Source organism: Nonomuraea sp. NPDC051941 (assembly GCF_044593615.1).
Genome location: NZ_JBIUCF010000005.1, coordinates 242,623 through 259,285, shown reverse-complemented (window position 1 = coordinate 259,285; position 16,663 = coordinate 242,623). Strand labels below are relative to the sequence as shown.

Annotated in this window: 15 protein-coding genes; 3 read left to right on the top strand and 12 right to left on the bottom strand. The window is 70.7% G+C overall.

Annotation, left to right across the window (positions count from 1 at the left end; translation table 11 throughout):
- Positions 1 to 18 precede the first annotated feature (18 nt).
- The 8 genes from ACIHFD_RS12230 to ACIHFD_RS12195 are packed head-to-tail and all read right to left on the bottom strand — an operon-like array spanning position 19 to position 8,661.
- Positions 19 to 1,449 (bottom strand): aldehyde dehydrogenase family protein, encoded by a 1,431-nt coding sequence (locus ACIHFD_RS12230; RefSeq protein ID WP_397366853.1) that lies wholly within the window; start codon positions 1,447 to 1,449, stop codon positions 19 to 21.
- On the bottom strand, positions 1,446 to 2,561 hold the full coding sequence (locus ACIHFD_RS12225) for a P1 family peptidase (RefSeq protein WP_397366852.1): 1,116 nt from the start codon (positions 2,559 to 2,561) through the stop codon (positions 1,446 to 1,448). The genes ACIHFD_RS12230 and ACIHFD_RS12225 overlap by 4 nt, the downstream gene beginning before the upstream one ends.
- Positions 2,561 to 3,733 (bottom strand): M20 family metallopeptidase, encoded by a 1,173-nt coding sequence (locus ACIHFD_RS12220; protein ID WP_397366851.1) that lies wholly within the window; start codon positions 3,731 to 3,733, stop codon positions 2,561 to 2,563. The genes ACIHFD_RS12225 and ACIHFD_RS12220 overlap by 1 nt, the downstream gene beginning before the upstream one ends.
- On the bottom strand, positions 3,730 to 4,530 hold the full coding sequence (locus ACIHFD_RS12215) for an ATP-binding cassette domain-containing protein (RefSeq protein WP_363974396.1): 801 nt from the start codon (positions 4,528 to 4,530) through the stop codon (positions 3,730 to 3,732). The genes ACIHFD_RS12220 and ACIHFD_RS12215 overlap by 4 nt, the downstream gene beginning before the upstream one ends.
- A complete protein-coding gene (locus ACIHFD_RS12210; protein WP_397366849.1) occupies positions 4,499 to 5,413 on the bottom strand; it encodes an ABC transporter ATP-binding protein in 915 nt (304 codons plus the stop codon). The genes ACIHFD_RS12215 and ACIHFD_RS12210 overlap by 32 nt, the downstream gene beginning before the upstream one ends.
- Positions 5,400 to 6,221 carry an ABC transporter permease gene (locus ACIHFD_RS12205; RefSeq protein ID WP_397366848.1) on the bottom strand — a complete coding sequence of 274 codons (822 nt, stop codon included), beginning with the start codon at positions 6,219 to 6,221 and terminating at the stop codon, positions 5,400 to 5,402. The genes ACIHFD_RS12210 and ACIHFD_RS12205 overlap by 14 nt, the downstream gene beginning before the upstream one ends.
- An 8-nt stretch (positions 6,222 to 6,229) precedes the next feature.
- Positions 6,230 to 7,168, bottom strand: coding sequence for an ABC transporter permease (locus ACIHFD_RS12200; RefSeq protein WP_355195897.1), 939 nt, complete (start codon positions 7,166 to 7,168; stop codon positions 6,230 to 6,232).
- Positions 7,165 to 8,661, bottom strand: coding sequence for an ABC transporter substrate-binding protein (locus tag ACIHFD_RS12195; RefSeq protein ID WP_397366846.1), 1,497 nt, complete (start codon positions 8,659 to 8,661; stop codon positions 7,165 to 7,167). The genes ACIHFD_RS12200 and ACIHFD_RS12195 overlap by 4 nt, the downstream gene beginning before the upstream one ends.
- 88 nt (positions 8,662 to 8,749) lie before the next feature.
- Here ACIHFD_RS12195 and ACIHFD_RS12190 point away from each other — a divergent pair, with 88 nt between their 5' ends.
- A complete protein-coding gene (locus ACIHFD_RS12190; RefSeq protein WP_397366844.1) occupies positions 8,750 to 9,502 on the top strand; it encodes a FadR/GntR family transcriptional regulator in 753 nt (250 codons plus the stop codon).
- 323 nt (positions 9,503 to 9,825) lie between these two features.
- Positions 9,826 to 10,998 (top strand): hypothetical protein, encoded by a 1,173-nt coding sequence (locus ACIHFD_RS12185; protein ID WP_397366843.1) that lies wholly within the window; start codon positions 9,826 to 9,828, stop codon positions 10,996 to 10,998.
- Positions 10,999 to 11,432: 434 nt separating this feature from the next.
- On the opposite strand, the gene ACIHFD_RS12180 is transcribed toward ACIHFD_RS12185, so the two are convergent.
- The 3 genes from ACIHFD_RS12180 to ACIHFD_RS12170 all read right to left on the bottom strand — a co-directional run bounded on the left by ACIHFD_RS12180 (position 11,433) and on the right by ACIHFD_RS12170 (position 13,784).
- Positions 11,433 to 11,600 (bottom strand): hypothetical protein, encoded by a 168-nt coding sequence (locus ACIHFD_RS12180; protein ID WP_397366842.1) that lies wholly within the window; start codon positions 11,598 to 11,600, stop codon positions 11,433 to 11,435.
- A 47-nt stretch (positions 11,601 to 11,647) separates the two neighbouring features.
- Positions 11,648 to 12,955, bottom strand: a complete 1,308-nt coding sequence (locus ACIHFD_RS12175) for a tetratricopeptide repeat protein (protein WP_397366841.1) — start codon at positions 12,953 to 12,955, stop codon at positions 11,648 to 11,650.
- 346 nt (positions 12,956 to 13,301) lie between these two features.
- Positions 13,302 to 13,784 (bottom strand): cupin domain-containing protein, encoded by a 483-nt coding sequence (locus tag ACIHFD_RS12170; protein WP_397366840.1) that lies wholly within the window; start codon positions 13,782 to 13,784, stop codon positions 13,302 to 13,304.
- Positions 13,785 to 14,371: 587 nt separating this feature from the next.
- Here ACIHFD_RS12170 and ACIHFD_RS12165 point away from each other — a divergent pair.
- On the top strand, positions 14,372 to 15,937 hold the full coding sequence (locus tag ACIHFD_RS12165) for a benzoate-CoA ligase family protein (protein ID WP_397366839.1): 1,566 nt from the start codon (positions 14,372 to 14,374) through the stop codon (positions 15,935 to 15,937).
- On the opposite strand, the gene ACIHFD_RS12160 is transcribed toward ACIHFD_RS12165, so the two are convergent.
- Positions 15,934 to 16,587, bottom strand: coding sequence for a class I SAM-dependent methyltransferase (locus ACIHFD_RS12160; protein ID WP_397366838.1), 654 nt, complete (start codon positions 16,585 to 16,587; stop codon positions 15,934 to 15,936). The two genes, ACIHFD_RS12165 and ACIHFD_RS12160, sit on opposite strands and share 4 nt — an antisense overlap.
- Positions 16,588 to 16,663 lie beyond the last annotated feature (76 nt).

Sequence of the window (16,663 nt, the reverse complement as noted above, 5' to 3'; positions counted from 1 at the left end):
GGTCGCCATGACCACCCGCTAGGCGGGCCGGATGATCGCCATCCGGGTCACCGTCAGCTCCTCAATGGCGAAGCGGGGCCCCTCGCGCCCGATCCCGGAGTCCTTCACGCCGCCGTACGGCATGTTGTCCGCCCGGAACCCCGGCACCTCGTTGACCACCACTCCCCCGGCCTCGATCCGCTCGATGGCCGCGAACGCCGTGGCCAGCGACCGGGTGAACACCGAGGCGTGCAGGCCGTACCGCGACTCGTTGACGGCGGCGAAGGCGGCGTCGAGGTCGCGCACCGGGCGCACGCACACCACCGGGCCGAAGATCTCCTCATCCCACGCGGCGGCCCCGTCGCCGACGCCCGCGAGCACGGTCGGCGCGATGGCCCGGCCGTCGCGGTGCCCGCCCGTGACCACTTCGCCCCCCGACTCCGCGATCCACTCCAGCACGCGGTCCGTGGCGGTCTCGTCGATGAGCGGGGCGACGCGGGTCTCCGCCAGGCGGGGGTCGCCGACCGTGACGTTCTTGACGCGGTCGGCCAGCAAGGACACGAACCGCTCCCGTACGGGCTCCTCGACCAGCACCCGCTGGACGGAGATGCACGCCTGGCCGGAGGCGTAGTAACCGCCGCGAACGACGGCGTCGGCGGCGGCCTCCAGGTCGGCGTCGGCCGCCACGACGAGCGCCGCGTTCGACCCCAGCTCCAGCAGGACCTTGGTGGGGGCGGCGTTGCGGGCGATGGCGTGCCCGGCGGCGGCCGAGCCGGTGAACGAGACCGCGCCGATCCGGCGGTCCTCCACCAGCGTCCTGCCGACCTCGACGTCCCCGGTGACGAGCTGCACGGCGGCCGGGGGGAGCGCGTCCGCCGACCGGATGAGGTGCACCAGCCAGAGCGTGGCCAGCGGGGTCGCGGGCGCGGGCTTGACGATCACGGGGCAGCCCGCGGCCACGGCCGGGGCGATCTTGTGGGCGGCGAGGAGCAGCGGGTAGTTGAAGCCGGTGATCCCGACGACCACGCCGATCGGGCGGCGCGTCCAGAACCCGACCAGTCCCTCTCCCGAGGGCAGCAGGTCGAGCGGCACGGTCTCGCCGTGCAGCCTGGCGACCTCCTCGGCGGCCGTGGCCAGCGTGACGAGCGTCCTGGCGACCTCGACCCTGCAGTCGGCCAGCGGCTTGCCGGTCTCGAGGACGAGCAGCCGCTCGAACTCCTCCCGGTTGGCCGCGAGCGCGTCGTGGGCCTTCATGAGGGCGGCGCGGCGGGCGTGCGACGGGAGCGCCGCCATGGCGGGCGCGACGGCCAGGGCCGCGTCCACGGCCCGCCGGGCGAGACCGGCGTCGCCCCTCGGGACCGTGGCGACGAGGGAGCCGTCGTACGGGAAGGTGACGTCGTCGGTTTCCGCCGTCTCCACCCACCCGTCGCCGATGGGCAGGCCGGACGGCCATGCGGTGTCGATGCTCATGCTCGCTTCCGTTGGGCGCTGGGGAACACGTCGAGGTACGCGGGCGCGTCCTCGTGGCCGGTGGCGGCGAGGACGGCGTGCGCGATGGCGCGGCTGAACACGTCGGCCCCCGCCGCCAGGACCTCCTGCAGGGTGTCGTGGTCGGGCTCGGGGCCGGCGCAGGTGGCCAGGCCGAAGATCGTGTCGCCGTCGGTCATGGTGTGGGCCGGCCTGATCGCCCTGGCCAGGCCGTCGTGGGCGACCGCGGCGAGCTTGCCGCACTGGGCCTTGGTGAGGGTGAGGTCGGTGGCCACCACGCCGATGGTGGTGTTGAAGGAGGGGGCGTTCTGCGGGCTCCAGGCGTCGATCTCCGCCTGGAGCGGGGGCTGGAGGTGGTCGAACTCGCCTGGCAGGCCGTACCTCGCGCCGGCGAGCGTGCCGTCGCGGGGGTCGAGGACCGAGCCTACGGGGTTGGCGACGACCAGGGCGGCCACGGTGGCGCCGCCGGGCAGGACGAAGCTCGCCGTCCCCACCCCTCCGGCCAGCCCACCGGCCCTGGCCCCGGTCCCGGCCCCGACCGACCCATTCCCCACCCCGCCGTCGAGGGTGACGGTCCCTCGGACGGGTACGACGCCGTCCGGCGAGCCCGTCCCGCTTCTCCCCCAAGGGACCCCCGCCACGGACGGCGGGAGAGCGGCCGACCCACCGTCCGGGGCGGCGGCGTCATGGGCGGCGGTGCCGAAGGTGGCGTCCGGTACGGCGCGGAACGTGCCACCGCGCCCCAGGTCGAAGATGACCGCCGCCGGCACGATGGGCACCACCCCGCCGGCCACCGGATACCCGATGCCCGCGTCCGCCAGCCGTTCCACCACCCCGCAGGCCGCCGACAGCCCGTACGCGCTCCCGCCCGTCAGCACCACGGCGTGCACGCGCGACACCAGGTTCCGCGGATCCAGCAGCTCGGTCTCGCGGGTCCCGGGAGCGGCGCCCCGCACGTCCGCCCCCGCCACGGCCCCCGAAGGAGGGGCCAGGACGACGGTGGTGCCCGTGCGGTAGCCGCCGCCGACCCGCTGCGCGTGGCCGACCCGGAGCCCGGCCACGTCCATCAGCGAGTTGGAAGGCCCGGCGCGCATCAGAAGTCCCCGTTGAGGAAGCGCCGGGCCGCCTCGGCGAACACGCGGGTGCACTGGACGATCTCGGCCACCTCCACGAACTCGTCCGCCTGGTGCGCGATCCACTTCCCGCCGGGCCCGTACACCACGGACGGGATCCCGCCCCAGTGCGTCAGCACGGTCCCGTCCGTGGACCCGGGCACCCCGCCGTAGACGGGCTCCGCGCCGGTGACGGTACGGTGGGCGGCGGCCAGCGCGGCCACCACCGGGTCCGACACGGGCACGTCCACCGGCGGCCGGTCCACCAGCACCGACACCTCGGCGGCGATCCCGTCGTAGGAGGCGAGCGCGGCCACCCGGTCGGCGATCAGCTTGTGCTCGACCCCGGGGATCGTCCGCACGTCCACGAAGACCGAGGCGGCCGCCGGGATCACGTTCACCTGTTCCTCGGAGCCGGCCCGCAGCACGGTCGGCGTCACGTACACCTCGCCGAGATGCTCGTGCGCCGGGTGCCGTCCCTGCAGCTCCTCCTGCAGCGACCCCAGCCCCACCAGCAGCGAGCCCACGGCGGGGAGGGGGTTGCGGCCGTGCTGCGGCATGGCGCCGTGCGCCATCTTGCCAGCGAGGTCGACGCGCAGCCGCAGCGCGCCCTTGGCCACCGCGCAGATCTCGCCCGCCTCGGGCTCGGCGACGATCGCGCCGTCCACGTCGGCGGTCAGCCCTTCGGAGACGAAGTGGTGCGCGCCGATCATGAGGCCTTCCTCGTCGGCCAGCGCGCACACCTTGATCCGCCCGGGGAACGGTCCAGCCAGCTGCAACGCGCGGGTGGCGTAGAGGGTCGCGGCCAGGCCGGACTTCATGTCGGCGCTGCCCCGCCCCCACAACCTCCCGTCGCGGATCTCCCCGCCGAACGGGTCGACGGTCCAGGTGGACAGGTCGCCCTCGGTCACCACGTCCGTGTGGCCCTCGAACATCAGGGTGGGCCCGGCACCGCCGCCGCCCTCGACCACGGCCACCACGTTCGGCCGGTCCGGCTCCACCTCGTACACGGTGGGCTCCCAGCCCCACTCCCGCATCTTGGCGGCCACCAGCTCGGCGGCGGCCCGCTCACGCCGCCCGGGGTCGTTGGTGCTGGGGATCCGCACCAGCTCCTGGGTGAACCCCACCACTCCGTCGGCATCGACGTCGATCAAAACAATCCCTCCAGAGTCGGTACGGCCTGCAGCAACGTACGCGTGTAGGCGTGGGCGGGCGCGGCCCAGACCTCGTCCACCGGCCCGCTCTCCACGATCTCCCCATGGCTCATGACCGCGACCGTCTCGCACACGTGCCGCACCACGGACAGGTCGTGCGAGACGAACACGAGCGTGAGCCCCAGCTCGTCCACGAGGTCGGCCAGCAGGTTGAGTATCTGCCCGCGCACGGACACGTCCAGCGCGCTCACCGGCTCGTCGGCCACCAGCACCTTCGGCCGGGGCGCGAGCGCGCGGGCGATGGCGATGCGCTGGCGCTGCCCGCCGGAGAACTGGTGCGGGTAGCGTTCGGCGGCCGAGGCGGGCAGCCCGACCCCCTCCAGCAGCTCGGTCACGCGGTCGCCGACCGGCAGGCCGAGCGCGACGAGCGGCTCGGCGACCAGGTCCCGGACGCGCATGCGGGGGTCGAGCGAGCTCATCGGGTCCTGGAAGACGATCTGCAGGTTCTCCCGCAGGAAGCGCAGCCGGCGCTCCGGCTTGCCGGCGATCTCCTGCCCGTCGAACCGGATGGACCCGCCGGTCGGCTGATCGAGCCCGCACAGCAGGCGCAGCAGCGTCGACTTGCCGGAGCCGGACTCGCCGACGATGCCGTACCGCTCGCCCCGGCCGACCGTGAGCGACACGTCCTTGAGCGCGTGCACGGCGGCGCCCGCCTTGGTGAGCGAGGTGCGGGGCCGGTGGTAGACGCGGCTGAGGTCGCGGGCCTCAATCAGCGGGGTGCCAGCATGCGTGGGCATGGCCGTCTCCTGTCAGCGCGGGTACGGTCTCGCACTCGGCGGTGGCGTGCGGGCAGCGGTTGCGGAAGACGCAGCCGCCGGGGAACTGCCCGGCCGGCGGGACGCTGCCCTTGATGGTGGGCAGCCGGGTGCCGCGCGGGGTGAGCCTGGAGGCGGCCAGCAGGCCCTCGGTGTAGCGGTGGCGGGGCCGGGTGAAGACCTCGCGGATCGGGCCGCTCTCGACGACGCGGCCCCCGTACATGACCAGGACCCGCTCGCACACCGACGCCACGACGGCGAGGTCGTGGGTGATGAACAGCAGCGCGGGCGCGACCTCGGCGATCAGCTCCAGCATCTGCTTCTGCACGGTGACGTCGAGCGCCGTGGTGGGCTCGTCGCAGATGAGCAGGCTCGGCTCGTTGGCCAGGGCGATGGCGAGCATGACGCGCTGGCGCTGGCCGCCGGAGAGCTGGTGCGGGTACGCGCGGGCGATCTGCGCCGGTTCGGGCAGGCGTACGCGTTCCAGCAGGTCGAGCGCCTTCTCCCGGGCCCGCGCGCGCGGCGTGCCGTGCAGGGTCATGACCTCGGCGACCTGGGCGCCGATGCGCATGAGCGGGTTGAGCGCGGTCATGGGCTCCTGGAAGACCATGGAGACGTCCTGGCCGCGCAGCCGCTTCAGCCGGCTCTCGGGCACGCCGACCAGGTCGTTCCCGCCCATCGTGGCCGTGCCCGAGGCGGTGACGCCCTCGGGGAGCAGGCCCATGAGCGACAGCGCGGTCAGCGACTTGCCGGACCCGGACTCGCCGATCAGCCCGACCCGCTCGCCGGGCGCGATGGCGAACGACACCTCGTGCACCAGCTCCAGCGAGTCAGCCTGTACGGTCAGCCCCTCAACCTTCAGCACGGACCCTCCTGAGCTTCGGATCGAGGTAGTCGCGCAGGCCGTCCCCGAGGAGGTTGAAGCCGAGCACCGCGAGCGCGATCGCCAGGCCGGGCCAGAGCGCCAGGCGCGGGGTCGAGAACAGCAGCTCCTGCGACTCCTGCAGCATCCGCCCCCACGACGGGGTGGGCGGGCGGGTGCCGAAGCCGAGGAACGACAGCGCCGCCTCGGCCAGGATCGCGATCGCGAACGACACCGACGCCTGCACGATGAGCACGGAGCCGATGTTCGGCAGCACGTGGCGCATCGCGATGGCCGGGCGGCGGCGCCCGGCGGCCCTGGCGGCCAGGATGTAGTCGGTCACCATGACCTGGAGCGTGGCGGCGCGGGCCACCCGGGCGAACGCGGGCACGGTGGCCACGCCGATCGCGATCATCGCGGTGAGCGTGCCCGGCCCGTAGACCGCGCCGAGCATGACGGCCAGCAGCAGCGCCGGGAACGCGAACACCAGGTCGTTGACCCGCATGATCAGCTCGGAGAGCCAGCCGCGCGGCGTCATCCCGGCGATCATGCCGAGCGGCGTGCCGATGACGGCGGCGATGCCGACGGCCACGATGCCCACGTAGAGCGTGGTCCGGGCGCCGACCATGATCTGGCTGAAGGTGTCGCGGCCGAACTTGTCGGCCCCCAGCAGGTAGCCGCCGCCCGGCTGCCGCAGCTTGCGCGCCGCGTCCACGAGCGTCGGGTCGTGCGGCGTCCAGAAGAACGACACCGCCACCGCCAGCACCACGAGCCCGACGAGCACGCCGCCGACCAGCAGCCCGGCGTTCATCCGGCCCCTCATCGCAGCCTCGGATCGAGCACGCGGTAGGCCACGTCCACCACGAAGTTGATCAGCAGGACGGCCGCCACCAGCACCATCACCACACCTTGGACGAGCAGCAGGTCACGCCCGGCGACGCCGTTGAGCAGCAGGTCGCCGAGCCCGGGGATGACGAAGACCCGCTCGACCACTACCGCGCCGATCAGCAGCGTGGCCAGTTGCAGGCCGAGCACGGTGACGACGGGGATCGAGGCGTTGCGCAGGCCGTGCCGCCACAGGGCGCCGGTGCTGCCCCGGCCCTTGGCGCGGGCCGTGCGCAGGTAGTCCTCGCGCATCACGTCGAGCACGGCGCTGCGCACGTACCGGGTCAGGACCGCGCCCTGTACGAGGCCGAGCGACAACCACGGCAGCAGCAGGCTGAGCAGCCACTGCGCCGGGTTCTCGGCGATCGGCACGTAGCCGCCGGACGGCAGCGCCTGGGCCTGTACCGCGAACACGAACACCAGCAGGATGCCCGCAAGGAACGCCGGGATCGCGATGCCGACCTGGCTGAGCGCGCTGATGGCCGCCCCGAGCGGGTTGCGGTGGTGCACGGCCGCGAACGTGCCGAGCGGCACCGCGATGACCAGCGCCACCAGCATCCCACCGAGCACCAGCACGGCCGTGACGCCGAGCCGGTCGCTGATCTGCGGGCCGATGGGCGAGCTGGTCACGTACGAGGTGCCGAAGTCGCCGTGCAGGAGCCCGCCGAACCAGTCGAAGAACTGCACGACGGGCGGCCGGTCGGTGCCGAACTGCTTGCGCAGCGCCGCCACCGCGTCGGGCGTGGCGTTCACGCCGAGCGCGACCTCCGCCGGGTCGCCGGGCAGCAGCGCCATGAACGCGAACACCACCACGCCCGCCACGGCGGTGCTCGCGACGAGCACCGCCAGGCGTTTGATCAGGTAAAGCGTCACTGCTGCTTGGAGAGCGCGGTGAAGTCGAAGGACTCCGCGATGGCGTTCTTCGGCAGCCCGGTGACGCCCTTCTTCGCCACGATCAGGTTGGGGAAGAGGAAGAGCCAGTCGGCGGCCGCGTCGTCGGACAGCAGCTTGGCGGCCTTCTTCAGGTCGTCGGTCTGCTGCTGCTCGGTGCCCTCGTCGGCGGAAGCGAGGAGCTTGCCGAACTCGGGGTTGTCGTAGCGGAAGTAGTACGACTTGTCGGCGAATATGCCCATGTCGCGGGGCTCGACGTGGTTGATGATGGACAGGTCGTAATCGCCCTGCTTGAACACCACGTCCAGCCAGCGGGCCGGGAACTCCAGGGGCTCGATGTCGGCGGTGATGCCGACCTGCGCGAGCTGCGACTTGACGACCTGGGCGCTCGCCACCGCGTACGGCAGGTTGGGGATGCGCATCTTGACGTTGAGCGTCTTGCCGCCGAGCAGTTCCTTGGCCTTGGCCGGGTCGTACGGGTAGTCGCCGGTGCGGTCCTCGTACCAGGGGTCGGTGGGCGGCACCATCGAGCCGATCAGCTGGCCGCGCCCGGCCCAGGCGGTCTCCAGCAGCGCCTTGTGGTCGATCGCGTAGCGGACGGCCTGCCTGGCCTTCTTGTCGTTGAACGGCGGGCGGCTGTTGTTCATCGACAGCACGACCTCGCCGTTCGTGGTGCCCTCGACCGTCTGGAAGCGGTTGGGGTCGGCGAACTGCTGCAGCGACTCGGGCGCCTGCACGGCGGAGATGACGTCGATGCCGCCGGTCAGCAGCGCGTTGTTCATCGCCGTGGCGTCCTTGAAGTACTTCAGCGTGATCGACGACAGCGGCGGCTTGGTGCCCCAGTAGGAGGCGTTCGCGTTGAGCTGGATGGAGTCGCCGCGCCGCCACGAGCCGAGCGTGTACGGGCCGGTGCCGACGGGCTTGTTGGCCAGGTCGGCGATCCCGGTGCGGCTGAACATGGCACCGAGCCTGGTGGCCATCGAGTAGAGGAAGCCGTTGCTCGGCTTCTTGAGCGTGACGACGGCGGTGGAGTCGTCCTTCTTCTCCACCTTGTCGACGACGTCGAGCTGTGCCTTGATCTTGAGCTTCCAGTCCGTCTTGACCCGGTCGAGCGAGAACGCCACGTCGTCGGCCGTGAACGGCGCGCCGCTGCTGAACTTGACGTCCTTGCGCAGGCTGAACGTGTAGGTCTTGCGGTCGGGCGAGACGTCCCACTTCTCGGCGAGCAGCGGCACGATCTTGCCGTCCTGGTCGAGCTTGACCAGGCCCTCGTAGACGTTGACGAGCAGCGCCTGCGGAATGGCGGCGCCCTCCGTCGAGGTGAAGTCGAGGTTCGCGGGCTCGGCCACGAATCCCACGGAAAGGGCCTGGGTCTTGGGGGTGCCCGCACTGCCGCCGCCGCTGGAGGTGCCGCCGCAGGCGGCCGTGCCCAGCAGGAGACCGCCGGCGGCGATCCAGATGCCGATTCGCCTCATGTGTTACTGCCTCCTGGCTAGTGCACTGGTCGGACCAGTAGGCTACGCACATTGCCAGTCGGCGGCGGCTCGGGTCAAGGGGGCTTTCATGGGTGGTCCGCGGTTCGAGCCGGTGCGTACCGTACGCGCCTATGAGCGGGTCGTGGAGCAGGTCGAGGAGGCCATCGAGAGCGGCTCCCTCTCGCCGGGCGAGCGGCTGCCGAGCGAGCGGGAGCTCATGGTGCAGTTCTCGGTCAGCCGGTCCACCGTGCGCGAGGCGCTGCGGGTGCTGCAGGCGCGCGGCCTGGTGCGGTCACGGCCCGGCGACCCCAACGGGGCGGAGGTGCTGCCGTTCTCGCCCGCCACGCTGCACAAGTCGATGACCACGCTGGCCAGGGTGGAGGAGCTGTCGCTGGCCGAGCTGGTGCAGTTCAGGATGGTGCTCGACTCGTCGGCGATCCTGCTGGCGGCCCGGCTGCGCACCGACGCGCAGTTCGCCGAGATGGAGTCGGCCGTCGCGCACATGCGGACCGCCGTGGAGACGGGGCAGGACACGTTCGGCGAGGCCGACGTGGCCTTCCACGACGTGGTGGCGCGGGCGAGCGGCAACAAGCTCATCCAGATCTGCACGGACGTGGTCCGTTCGATCGTGCTCAAGCTGATCTCGGAGAAGATCGCCGACGCGCCCGACCGGGAGGCGCTGATGCGGCAGAGCATCCGGCACCACGAGGAGGTGCTGGCCGCCATGCGCGCCGGCGACGGCCCGCTGGCCGCTCGGCTGTCGAAAAAGGCGATGTACGACTATTACGCCGGCTACATCCCCGCCCCCGAACGCCCCGCCCTCAGCGCCCTCCTCGACTGATCCCCCGCTGCCGCCCCGTCGCCTGGTTGCACGATCTCGCGATCGCCACTGAACGGCCTGACATCCCGGTCGCCCCGTTATCCCCAAGTAGCCCGCGTGACCCACGTTGTCCGGCGCCGGCGGCCGTTCATCGTGGCGGCTGCCACCACACGTTGTCGCGGTACGCCTGCCAGGGCACCCCATGACATGTCAATAAGTGCATTTTTTTCGCACCCGCCAAAGTATTTCGATCAGCGCCGATAGAGCGTGTATCGATTTGTGAGAGTTCGGCGATCCGGGCGAGTGATGGTACGTGCATCGAATCCATCAGAACGGGACGGACCATGACAACCAACGATGGCCGGCAGAACACACAGGCGCAGGACATTCACCAGGACGTGCCGATCCGGCGACGGTGGCACCTGGAGAAGGTCGGCCAGCCGCAATCCGGGGCGATCGCCGAAATGCTCGGCGCGATCAGAATGCTCAATTCCACGTTCGCCCCCATCCCCTCGCCGGTCGCCTTCGTCAAGGGCACCGACGGCCACCTGTGGATGGTCACACCGCACGGTCCCGGCGTGTGGGAGTGGAAGCACGTGAAAGGCGCGGCCGACCAACCGGTGGGCGTCGTCGCCGTCGACGACGACAGCCGGGGCACCCGCCCCTATATCTTCGTCCTGCTTGACAGGCAACTGCAGCTGTACTGGTGGGATGGCACCAAGTGGGTCCCCACGGCTCTGGGCACGCCACCCGGCACGACCCTCAAAGAAGGCATCGGCGCGGTCTCCCTCGCACTGGTCCCCGGCGCCGGCGCCCAGCCGTTCGTGGTCGTACGCGGCCAGGACACCAATCTGTGGGCCGGCTGGTGGAACGCCACTCAGCACCGCTGGCAGTGGGCCAACCTGCGCCACCCCGAGGGCGTCGGCCTCAGCGGGAAGATCGGCGTGGTGGCCGTCACCGACCGAACGACCGGTCACGGGCTCCTGCACGTCTACATGAACGGTGGCGACGGAAACCTGTGGCTGTGTGTCTCCGACACGGGCGAGACCCGATGGATCAACCTCGAAAGGCCGCCGGTTCCGAGCAGCGGCACCGCCGGCGTGACGGCCATCCAGAACGCCGATGACAAGGCTCCACAGGTCTGCGCCTTCATCACCGCCAACAGGCAGCCGCTATATGCCCACGTCACCGACGCCGCCGGCACCGGCTGGCACGACGCCGGCGCCCCGCCCGAGGAGCAGGTGAACCTCGGCCTGGGGACCGCCCTCGTTCAGCCGCGCGCCGGCGGGGACTTCTTCCCGGCCGCCCTGGTGGGCGACACCACCGCCGCCGTGTGGGCTGATCAGGCGGACACGGAAGGCCGCTGGTCCTGGTCCAGAGTCGGCGACCTCGTCCGCGACGTCTTCGAGTCGCAGCTCAGCGAGGGCGTCATCATCGAGGACTCCCCCGAGATCACCTACACGCACGTCTTCCTGCTCAGCCGCGGCGGCGTCATGTACGACGCCTGCTACGGCTAGAGACGCCATGACCATCCCTGGGTCACAGCCGATACCGTCCGCGCCGGGCATGGGGTACTGACCGGCGTTATCCATCGGACCGTGGTACGGCAGGTGGCGGCCCCGGGCCCGACGCCTGGGCACGGGAGCCTTGCGGAACAGCAGTGACCACGCCGAACGGACAGCGATCGCCGCAACCGTGAGCAGCATCAGGACTGCTACCGCCATCGAGACAGTCATCGGCCCCCTCCTCACCCTCTATTGATCAGGTTAGCCAACCGCGAGGGCCGTGCCGGCGGGGGTTGGGGACGCCAGCCGTGGCTGGACACGTTCACCGTCCGCACCCCCCGCGGGCTGCAATGGCCAACGGTGTTGAGTCAGCTTTGACTCGAACATGGCGCTGCAATCCCGTACGGCAACGCGATCTTGAGTGTTGGCGCAGGTCGCGATCACTGTCACCGATCATGGCTGCCCCGCCGTCCCTCAACCCCGGCCACCGAGACCTTCACGTTCACGGTCCCCTGCACGGCTGGTGACGGCACGACGCTCACGAGCACCGCTAAGATCACCGGCGCCCCCGAGCCGGACGAGACGCTCACCGACAACTCGGCCACGGCCCCCACGAAGATCCACGCTCCTGCCTCTCATGACGCCCGTGCAGTCGCGGTGATCAGGTGGCCTTGCCACGGGCGATGTAGAGGTTCATGTCGGTGAAGTCGAGGGTGATGTTGTTGGGCTTGTGGAAGCTGTGGAAGAAGGCGGCCGACACGTCGAACCCGTTGGGGGCGAGCGGCGAGTTTGGGTTCGTGTAGCAGTAGACCTCCTTGGCGACGGCGTTTCCGAGGCGGATTTCCTTGGGGTAGCAGGGGTAGGTGACAACTGGGTGGCTGTGGGCAAAAGTCTCGACCGGGCGGTCGTAGTCGATGCGGATCTGCAACTGCTTGGCCTTTTCCCCGTTCACGACCGCGGTGACCTCGCTGTGTCCGCCGCAGAGCACGCCCACCACCTGCGTGCCGGAGTCGGCGATGCCGGCGATGCTGCCCCTGCTGTGGCACCCGTGTTCACGGGCCAGCCACAGCGGCAGGGGCTTGGCGCCCGCCCGGGTGGCGGCGGCGCGTGCCTTGCCGGCCGTTTCGGGGGTTCGGCGGCGCAGGATCAGCGACCGGCCCGCGTAGTCGAAGGTGGTCAGCAAGTGGTAGAAGACCCACGTGCCGATGATGCCGTCGCTGTCAGTGTCGACATCTTCGCCCGACTCCGTCGCCGACCAGCCCACGGGGATGTTGCGCAGCTCGATGCCGCCCAGCCTGAACGAGTCCAGCACCCCGAAGTACTGCCATATGACGCCGTTCAGGAACTCGATCTTCTGACTGGCGACGGGGCTCAGCCCGGCCTCCTTGGCCACCGTCGAGGACAGGCCCAGCCACCCGGTGCCGGTGTAGAACGTGAAGCGCTTCGGCGGTCCGCCGTTGACCGAGGCCTCTACCAGCGGCATCGGGTCCGTCTGCTGCCATGGCACCCGCGCGATGTCGCCGTGGATCCGATACGGCTTGCCACGTACTGCCGCGAACCATTTGGCGTAGATTTCTTCGCCGGCTGCTTGCCAGTGCGGTATGGAGAGGGAGAGTTTGTCCTGCCGGAGGTAGCAGTCGGCCAGATAGTAGTTGGCGTCCTTGTCCTCGGGCGCCAGCTTGAGCGCCATCTTGAGGTATTTCTCGGCGTCGGGGAACTGGTTGGCCAGCAGCCCGACATAGCCGCGACGGCGGGCCGCGTGCAGGTTCGTGGGGTCTGTTCTCAGGATCTCCTCGTAGGCGCGGCCGGCCTCCTCGAACTTCCCGGCCTTGAACAGCGCGTCCGCGTCACCGCTGCCGGCCAGCGCCGTGGCCGCCCCGCCTGACAGCGGCGCCGTCGCGGCCGCACCGGCCAGCACCGCGGCGCCCCGTAACACCGAACGCCGGTCCCATTCTCCGCCATCAACCAACGCCCTCTCCTTTTCGTGATCACCTTCGCCGGAACTTTCCATCCAACGGACGGTCACCGCAGCCCCGGCCGGCTCATCTCGCCCTGCTCGATGAGGGGCCCCAAGGCCCTCCCGCACGGTCGGTCATCCTCGATCGACAGCACTCATGACACGCCGCCGGGTTTCGCCGCACGCCCGGTAACTCACCCGTAGCTCGCCCGCCGACCCCACCCACTGTCGGCCGGATATGTCCCCGCCTCGTCCGCGCCGTGTCATGGTCGCGTCACGGCCGCAACCAACGGCGGCAGCCGTCGAGAACCCGCGGCATGCGGTCGTCCGCTCGGCCGGTGGTTGTGCCATCGATGGACTACCCTGGCGGGTCATCGATCTTGATCTTGTCTCCTGTGTTGGAGATGAAGATGACCAGCAGCTTCGCCGGTTTCGTCTGGCTGGTGTTCTCCGTGAGCACATGGTGGGCACCCGGAGGCTCGACCCAGTGCTCGCCCTCAGGGAAGGTTCGCACCGGCTCGCCACCGATCTGGCTACGAAAAGTTCCTGCAAGCACGTAGGCGTACACAAAACTGTTGCCGTGCCGATGCGGCACCGCACGTGAACCTGGCGGGAAGTCTGCGATCGCCGAGGTGAACGTCTTGCCCTTGACATTGGGAAGCGCCTGTTCCGACAGAATCGAGAGCGTCTCTGTCGGCGGTTGCGTAACCGTGACGGCAGCCGGCACCTCGGCCGCACCCTGCACCTTGCCGGTCGCATGCTCTGCTACGGGAGCACATGCGGCGGCCGCGGCCACCATGCCGGCAGCCAGAATGCCACCGGCGCACCGCCGTCGGATCATGACGTCTCTCCTATCCCGCTTGGACCTTGAGGCCGACGGGACGATCCCGAGGCCTCCCCGCGCTCCGGCCCTGAGGGCTCGCTGCTCCGACTCGCCACACCACCGCAGACAGGCGCTGACCTCGGTGTGGCGTCCCGGCCAGGCGGGGTGGACGTGCTCGAGTACGCTGCCCAAGCGATTCGATGCCTATCGAGGGCGAAATCAAGCCTTGGCGATGGTCTGTTCAGGCGCAGGTCGAGCCGCTTGAGGACCGCGCCGCGACGAACTGCGCGGCCGATCCTGCCGTGTGGCCGGGCCGGCAGCCGGCGGCCGCGCACGTGCCCGGCTATTCGGCTGCCGCCACCCGGATGATCGTCTTGCGGGGGCGCGCTGGGCGATCCCTGTCGCCGGCCCCGCCGGTGCCGATCACTCGGGCTCCCGCCTCGCACGCGAGCTGCACCGCGATAGACGAGCTCATCAGCGGAGACTGACCTCCCAAGGACCGCAACCCCGGACGACCGGTTTCCCCGTACTACATGTCATTGACGTCACATCCCTCCTATGTAGAAGATTTCCCTACGTACACGCGCCTGCGGATGGGGACGCCCATGTCGTCCGAGTCGTTCAACGCCAGCGTCTTTCTCGTGGACCGCCAGGTCGAAGCGGGCCACGGCGATCGCATCGCCGTCACCGGCCCCGCGGGCACGCTGACCTACGCGCAGCTGGCCGACCACGTGGCCAGGTTCGCGGCCGGCTTACGCACGATGGGCGTCCGCCCCGAGGAGCGGGTCCTGCTCGTCATGTCCGACCGCCCGGAGACCGCGATCACCGTCCTGGCCGTCATGCGCATGGGCGCGGTCGCCGTACCGGTCTCCACCATGTACAACCCCACCGAGCTCGCCACCCTGGTCCGGGACTCGCGGGCGAGGGTCGTCGTGGCCACCCCCGAGTTCGCGCCGACCGTGCGCGAGGCCGTGCGGAGCACGCCCGACGTGGCGGTGCTCGTCCTCATCGACCCGCCGCCGGCGGAGGAGGAAACGCCGGTGTGCCTGTGGTCCGACGTCCTGGAGTCGGGCAGGGCGGCGGGCCTCCCCTATGACACCTGGCGCGACTCCCCCGCCCTCTGGCTCTACACCTCCGGCACCACCGGCGCCCCCAAGGCGGCCATGCACCGGCACGGCGCCATCCAGGAGGTCTACGAGGGGTACGGGCGGCAGGTCCTCGGCATCCGCCCCGACGACCGGTGCTTCTCGGTCGCGCGGCTGTTCTTCGCGTACGGCATCGGCAACTCCATGTTCTTCCCCCTGGCCGCGGGCGCCACGGCGGTCCTCGACCCGGCGCGGCCCACCCCCGCGGGCGTGGTCGCCAGGGTGATCGAGGAGCGGCCGACGCTGTTCTTCGCGGGCCCGACGTTCTTCGCGGCGCTGCTCGCCGCCGACATCCCCGCCGGCGCCTTCCAGTCCGTACGGCTGGCCGTCTCCGCAGGCGAGGCGCTGCCCGCCGAGATCCACCGCCGCTTCACCGAGCGCTTCGGGGTGGACATCATCGACGGCCTGGGTTCGACGGAGGCGCTGCACATCTTCATCTCCAACCACCCGGGCCGGGTACGCCCGGGCAGCTCGGGCACCGTCGTGCCGGGCTACGAGGCCAAGCTGCTCGACGACTCCGGCGCGCCCGTCAAGGACGGGGAGCCGGGCCACCTGTACGTCCGGGGCGACTCGGTGGCCACCGGCTACTGGTGCCGCACGGCGACCACCCGGCAGGTGTTCCAGGGCGAGTGGCTGCGTACCGGCGACACCTACATCAGAGGCGAGGACGGCTTCTACCAGTGTCTCGGCCGCTCCAACGACATGATCAAGGCGGGCGGCATCTGGGTGTCGCCGATGGAGGTCGAGGCCCGGCTGCTCCAGCACGAGTCGGTGGGCGAGTGCGCCGTCGTGGCGTACATCGACGAGGACGGGCTGGAGAAGCCGGTGGCCTGCGTGGTGTCCGCCCCGGGCCGCACGGTGGACGCCGGCGAGCTGATCGGCTTCTGCCGGGAGGGCCTGGCCTCCTTCAAGCGGCCGCGCGAGGTCCTGGTGCTGGACGAGCTGCCGAAGACGGCGACCGGCAAGATCCAGCGCGTGGTGATCCGCCAGATCGCCGCCGACCTCCTGGGCAAGACTGGCGGCTAGGAGGTCGGCGGCGCCGGTTTCGTCCCGTAGACGGTGATGGCGAACGGGCGCGACGTGGCCGTGTAGACCTGCTCGGTCAGCCGTGACAGCGCCGCGTGCGAGTCCAGGTAGTGGTGCAGCCGGCCGGCCTCGGGCCACGGGTGGACCGCCACGAGCACCCCGTCGGGCACCAGCAGCTCGCTGAGCTGCGCCGAAGCTCGCCGCAGGCGCTCGTGGCGGCCCAGGTAGTAGAGGGTCTCGGAGCAGAACACCAGGTCGAAGCGCTGGTCGGGGCGGTGGGTGAGGATGTCCGCCCGGATGAAGCGCACCCGCCCGTCCGGCGGCACCCGCTCGCGCGCCCGCGCCAGGGCCCGCTCCGACACGTCCACCCCGATGATCTCCGCGTCCGGGTACGTCACCGCGAGGACGTGCGTGAACACGCCCTCGCTGCACCCGACGTCGATGATCCGCCGGTACGGCCGGGCGGGCAGGTGCATGAGCGTGGTCCGGTACTTGTCCTGCTCGTAACTGTCCGTGGCGAGGCTCCACGGGTCAGGGGTCCGGTGCAGCCAGTCGAAGACGTAGCGCAGGAGCACCGCCTGCCCCTCCGGAGACAGCAGGGACAGGGTACGGAAGAACGTACGGTGCATGATCTCCGGCAAACTCGGCATGCGGTCTCTCTCGGTCGAGGCGGAGGAGCGCCCCAGGGTCTGAGGAGGAGTTCGTCACCGAGAGTGAATGCCCGCT

Excerpts from the sequence above, each read along its gene's own strand:
- ACIHFD_RS12195 (WP_397366846.1), bottom strand. The coding sequence starts at position 8,661 with ATGAGGCGAATCGGCATCTGGATCGCCGCCGGCGGTCTCCTGCTGGGC.
- ACIHFD_RS12170 (WP_397366840.1), bottom strand. The coding sequence starts at position 13,784 with ATGATCCGACGGCGGTGCGCCGGTGGCATTCTGGCTGCCGGCATGGTG.
- ACIHFD_RS12230 (WP_397366853.1), bottom strand. The coding sequence starts at position 1,449 with ATGAGCATCGACACCGCATGGCCGTCCGGCCTGCCCATCGGCGACGGG.
- ACIHFD_RS12205 (WP_397366848.1), bottom strand. The coding sequence starts at position 6,221 with ATGAACGCCGGGCTGCTGGTCGGCGGCGTGCTCGTCGGGCTCGTGGTG.
- ACIHFD_RS12165 (WP_397366839.1), top strand. The coding sequence starts at position 14,372 with ATGTCGTCCGAGTCGTTCAACGCCAGCGTCTTTCTCGTGGACCGCCAG.
- ACIHFD_RS12190 (WP_397366844.1), top strand. The coding sequence starts at position 8,750 with ATGGGTGGTCCGCGGTTCGAGCCGGTGCGTACCGTACGCGCCTATGAG.
- ACIHFD_RS12215 (WP_363974396.1), bottom strand. The coding sequence starts at position 4,530 with ATGCCCACGCATGCTGGCACCCCGCTGATTGAGGCCCGCGACCTCAGC.
- ACIHFD_RS12160 (WP_397366838.1), bottom strand. The coding sequence starts at position 16,587 with ATGCCGAGTTTGCCGGAGATCATGCACCGTACGTTCTTCCGTACCCTG.
- ACIHFD_RS12185 (WP_397366843.1), top strand. The coding sequence starts at position 9,826 with ATGACAACCAACGATGGCCGGCAGAACACACAGGCGCAGGACATTCAC.
- ACIHFD_RS12225 (WP_397366852.1), bottom strand. The coding sequence starts at position 2,561 with ATGCGCGCCGGGCCTTCCAACTCGCTGATGGACGTGGCCGGGCTCCGG.